Here is a 5134-nt window from a genome sequence, read left to right on the forward strand (position 1 = left end):
TTTGCCGCTGTTTTCCATATTGAAGGCATTGAGGCTGCCGGTCCGGATCTCGACATCATCCACGTTCTTTATGCCGCAGGTCTGCGCACGCTTGGCCCGGTCTGGAGCCGCCCAAATATCTTCGCGCATGGCGTTCCTTTCCGTTTCGGGCATGACCCTGATATCGGCGGGGGCCTGACGGATGCTGGTCGCGACCTGATACGGTTGTGCAATCAGTTGAAGATCATGGTTGACCTGTCGCATATGAATGATGCCGGTTTCCGCGACATTGCAAAAATCTCGGATGCACCGCTCGTTGCGTCACACTCCAATGCATTTGCTGTCTGCCCGCACAGCCGCAACGCGACCGATTGGCAACTCTCTGCCATCCGGGATACGGGTGGTTTGATCGGGTTGAATTTCGGCGTCAAGTTCCTTCATCCAGAAGGCAAGGCTGATGCCAATTTGGATATTTCCGTGATGGTGCGCCACATCGATTATCTTGTCGAACATGTTGGTATCGACCACGTGGCGCTGGGTTCTGATTTCGACGGAACGCTGATTTCGCAGAAAATCGGTGATGCGACGGGATTGCCGCGGCTGCTGACAGCACTTCGCGATGCGGGTTATGACGAGGAAAGCCTTGTCAAAATTGCCCACGGCAACTGGGTGTCTCTGCTGGAACGCACCTGGGGCGCGTGATCGCGGCTATTGGACGCCAGGAGTTGAGAGAAACATCCCGCGCGACATGATCATCGTGCGGGATGTTTTTGTATTGTCTTGTCTCAGCCAAAAATGCGTTTGAAACGCGATGCGGCAAAGGCCGCGATATGTTCGGACGTTGGACGACCCGATATCAGATCTGCGACGATGCGTGCGCTTGCCGGTCCTGTGGCGAGACCAACATGCCCGTGCCCGAAAGCATAGATGATGTCGCTGGTCGCTGATGCCGGTCCGATGACTGGCAATCCGTCCGGTGTCGATGGGCGATGACCCATCCACCAATCGATGCGGCTTTCATCGAGGGGAGTTGCCAGTGCAGAATAAGCGCGTTTGGCGTGACGAAGCAAAATGTCGGCCCGCGACTTGTCTGGCGCGGTTTCAGTGCTGGCCAGTTCGACCTGCCCTGCGACGCGCAGCCCTGCCAATGTGGGATTGTTCCCCATCTTGCCGTCTCCCGGCATGACGGGCATGGCACCGGTGATGATATCCCTTGGAAAGACCACGTGGTAACCGCGTTCGCTTTCCAGTGAAACCTTGTCGCCTGCTGCTGCGGCAAGTGTCTTCGAGTGAATGCCGGTGGCAATCACTGCCCGATCGCAGGCGATGGTTCCGTTGTTGGTTTTGACACCGCGCAGGCGCCCGGACGATATTTCAAAGCCGCCCGCTTTTGCCTTGATGTGTTTGGCACCGCGATCGACTGCAGCCTTGACGATGGAGCCGACATAACCGCCGGGATCGATGCAATGTGCGCCTTCCTGGGCGATGACTGCAAAGGAATATCTCTGCGCCAGCGCCGGCTCGAGTTGGTGTAACTCATCGGATGAAAGTTCACGGTAGGCTACGCCGTTGTCGCGGCGCAGACGCCATGCGAGTGCCTCTGCCTCGAATGAGGCCTTGTCCGGATAGGCGTAGATCAAACCCTTGCGAACGACCAGATCGGGACGGTCGATGTCTTTTGCCAGTGTTTCATGACGCGTCGGTGCGTCATGCAGCAGGGATGACAGAATTTTGGCCGTTCTTTCGACCTTGGCGACCGTGGCGCCGGCGGAGACAAAGCGTATCAACCATGGCGCAAGGCGCAAGATATGTCGCCAGCGAATGACCAGAGGACCATTTGGATCAGCGACGAGGCCAGGGACTTTCTTCCAAAGGCCGGGCATCGACATAGGGATGACCGATGCTGGGCTGAGCCAGCCGCTGTTTCCATAACTTGCGGCCTGCCGACCGCCGGGCTGTTCCGGCTCGACGATCGTTACCTCATGGCCATCTTTCAGCAGTTCCAGAGCAGTTGCAGCGCCGACAATGCCGGCACCGATTACGACGACATGCGAGGTCATTCCTGGAACGCCTCCTTGCGTACGGAGCCAAATTTCGGCAGTACGATCAAGGCCAGAACCACGACGGCTGCTACCAGCAGACCAGCCGAAATTGGCTTGTCGACGAAGATCGAAAGGCTACCGCGTGACAGGAACATGGCGCGACGGAAGTTCTCTTCCAGCATAGGTCCCAGAATGAGGCCCATAACCAGTGGTGCGGCGTCGCAATCCAGCTTGGTGAAGATGTAACCTAGGATACTGAAGATCGCCAGAAGCCACAGGTCGAACACCGAGTTGCCAAGCGAGAATGCTCCGATGGCGCAGAAGACGATGATGGCAGGATAGAGATACTGGAATGGCAGCGTCAGCAGCTTTGTCCAGATGCCGATTAGCGGCAGGTTGAGAACCAGAAGCATGAAGTTGCCAACCCACATGGAGACGATGACGCCCCAGAAAATTTGCGGGTGATCACTGATGAGGGTCGGGCCTGGTGCGATACCCTGCATGATAAGAGCGCCGAACATCAGTGCCATCACGGCATTGGCTGGCAGGCCGAGTGTCAAAAGCGGGACGAAGGATGTTTGCGCGCCGGCATTGTTGGCGCTTTCCGGCGCTGCAACACCTTCAATTGCGCCTTCACCAAAACCTTCCGGTGGCTTGGCAACGCGTTTTTCGACGGCGTAGGCAGCAAAGGCTGCAAGCAAGGCGCCGCTACCGGGAAGCAGGCCTAGCAGAGAGCCGATACCTGTGCCGCGCAAGATTGGAGCGGCCATGCGGCGCCAGTCCTCACGCGATGGCAGCATCGAGAAGAAGGGTGCCTTGATTGCCGTGCGGCTTTCGGTGTGTTCAAGATCTTTGATGAGCTCACCAATGCCAAAAAGACCCATGGCGACAACGACGAAGTTGACGCCGGTTGCCAGCTCTTCATATCCCAGCATGAAGCGTGGTGCGGCTGTCTGAACGTCCTGCCCGATCATGCCGATCAGAATGCCTGTGAAAACCATGGCGAGGGCTTTGGGCAGGGAGCCACGTGCGAGAACGATCGAGGCGATGAGGCCGAGGATCATCAACGAGAAATATTCTGCTGGGCCAAACAGCAAGCCGATTTCAGCAAGAGATGGTGCAAACAGTGCCAGAAGCAATGTGGCAACCGTGCCGGCGAAGAAGGAACCGATGGCGGCCGTTGCCAACGCCACACCAGCACGCCCCTTCCGCGCCATCTTGTAACCGTCAATGGCGGTTACCACCGATGAGGCTTCACCGGGAAGGTTGAGAAGAATTGCTGTGGTCGAGCCGCCGTATTGGGCACCGTAATATATGCCAGCCAGCATGATCAGTGATGTCACCGGTTCGAGACCGATGGTGAATGGCAGAAGGATCGACATGGTGGCCGCTGGGCCGAGGCCGGGCAGAACGCCAACCAGCGTGCCGAGCAAGGCGCCGATCAGACACCAGAACAAGTTGACCGGCATGATTGCCTGATCGAGACCGAGAAGAAGGGCGTTTATTGTTTCCATCAATCTCTCCTCAGTAGCCGAACCACGGGCCGATAATGCGGACCGGCATGCCTAAACCTATGATGAATGCAGCGCTGCAGGCCCCGCCAAGAAACAGGCCGTAGAGGCCCATGGTGATTGGGCGGAATGGACGCGAAGCGAAGGAAGCAATCAGGCTGCAAAGCGCGACTGATATCAGAAGGCCTGCGCCGCGAACCGTTAAGCCGAATATGACGATCGAAGCGATGATGACGACAAGGCGCGAGGGGTTGATGCGCAGGGTTTCTCCCGCCGCACCCAATTTGAGGCCTTTCAGGCCGATGATCACGCCCATGATGATAACGCCAACAGCTACCATCGCCGGAAAACGGCCGGGGCCAATCCTGCGCAGTGTACCATACGACAAATCGAGACTGCCGATCAGAAACAGGCTGCCAATCAATATGAACAATAGACCCGAGAGCAACTCGGTGTTCAGGCGTGAGGACATTATTTTACCTCGCTTTTTCCGGTGGTCTTGCGCGGATCTGCCACCAGATCCGCCGGTCGGTAGGCGCGTACCTGCGGCACGGTCCCTTCGAAACGCGTTATTTCTACAAGGCATGAATTGGGGCTTGGCCCTTGTGCCAGGCGTGATGTGCCGTGGTCAGGCGTCAGCACATTTGGATTGCCGTTCAGTTCAAGCGAACCTGGGTTCGTCACGTCAGATGGATCAAACCATGCGCCAGTTGCCAGCTGTACAACGCCTTCCATCACGGCGTCGGTGACAGAAACAACAGAGAGGCAGGCACCACGCGGGCTGGTGATTTTAACCGTATCGCCGTCGTTCAAACTACGCTTCTTGGCGTCTTCGGGATGCATGCGCACCGGTTGGCGCCCTTCGGTCTTGGTACGGCGCGATGGCTTTGCGTGATCCCACTGACTGTGCAGCTTGTCATGCGGCTGGCATGACAAAAGGTGGAGCGGGAACGTGTCTGCAACAGGAGAGCCAAGCCACTCCTTCGGTTCAAACCAGGCAGGGTGTCCGGGGCAATCGTCATATCCAAAACCGGCTATGGTCTGTGAGGCAAGCTGGATGCGGGCTGAAGGGGTGCGTAGTGGAAATTTATCCGGATCGTTGCGGTAATCTGCCAGCAAGGCACGCTCCGGGGTCTGCGCTTCCACTTCCACAATTCCGGTGTCCCGGAATGTTTCGATATCCGGTATGTTGATGCCGCGTGCGGCGGCATCGGTGCAGGCCTGGCCGTAAAGGCGCTCCAACCACTGCTGCTCGGTCAGACCTTCCGTGAAGGCTGTCTCCACGCCAAGCCTGCTTGCAATCCTGCGCAGGATCTCATGGTCGCTGACAATGCCTTCCGGCGGTGACGCGAGGCTCGAGGACCAGCCAATGAAACTGTCACGGCCGCTGGCGATAACGTCATCGCGCTCCATGAAGGTTGAGGCTGGAAAAACGATATCTGCATGGCGCGCATGCGCATTCCACCAGTGCTCATGAACAATGATCGTCTCGGGCTTTTGCCAGGCTTCCACCAGACGGTTGAGGTTCTGGTGGTGGTGGAATGGATTGCCGCCAGCCCAGTAGGGTCAGGACCCATTGATTTGAACTGACGGCTGTGATTC

The 5134-nt window shown here is 57.5% G+C and carries 5 protein-coding genes; 1 reads left to right on the forward strand and 4 read right to left on the reverse strand.

Annotated features, from left to right (window positions below; translation table 11 throughout):
* Nucleotides 1-681, forward strand: a 681-nt coding sequence (locus RT613_RS23315; protein WP_313618749.1) for a dipeptidase, incomplete at its 5' end; no start/stop codon positions are given.
* 83 nt (nucleotides 682-764) lie between these two features.
* On the opposite strand, the gene RT613_RS23320 is transcribed toward RT613_RS23315, so the two are convergent.
* Genes RT613_RS23320 through RT613_RS23335 form a run of 4 tightly spaced genes read right to left on the reverse strand, consistent with a single transcriptional unit; the run spans nucleotide 765 to nucleotide 5044 of the window.
* Nucleotides 765-2039: an FAD-binding oxidoreductase gene (locus RT613_RS23320; protein ID WP_313618750.1), complete on the reverse strand. Its 1275-nt coding sequence runs from the start codon at nucleotides 2037-2039 to the stop codon at nucleotides 765-767.
* Nucleotides 2036-3535 carry a tripartite tricarboxylate transporter permease gene (locus tag RT613_RS23325; protein WP_313618751.1) on the reverse strand — a complete coding sequence of 500 codons (1500 nt, stop codon included), beginning with the start codon at nucleotides 3533-3535 and terminating at the stop codon, nucleotides 2036-2038. The genes RT613_RS23320 and RT613_RS23325 overlap by 4 nt, the downstream gene beginning before the upstream one ends.
* A gap of 10 nt (nucleotides 3536-3545) precedes the next feature.
* A complete protein-coding gene (locus tag RT613_RS23330; protein WP_313618752.1) occupies nucleotides 3546-4004 on the reverse strand; it encodes a tripartite tricarboxylate transporter TctB family protein in 459 nt (152 codons plus the stop codon).
* Nucleotides 4004-5044, reverse strand: a complete 1041-nt coding sequence (locus RT613_RS23335) for a molybdopterin dinucleotide binding domain-containing protein (RefSeq protein WP_409558890.1) — start codon at nucleotides 5042-5044, stop codon at nucleotides 4004-4006. The genes RT613_RS23330 and RT613_RS23335 overlap by 1 nt, the downstream gene beginning before the upstream one ends.
* Between the last annotated feature and the right edge of the window lie 90 nt (nucleotides 5045-5134).

The organism is Agrobacterium sp. (genome assembly GCF_032092815.1).
Classification (GTDB): Bacteria; Pseudomonadota; Alphaproteobacteria; order Rhizobiales; family Rhizobiaceae; genus Agrobacterium.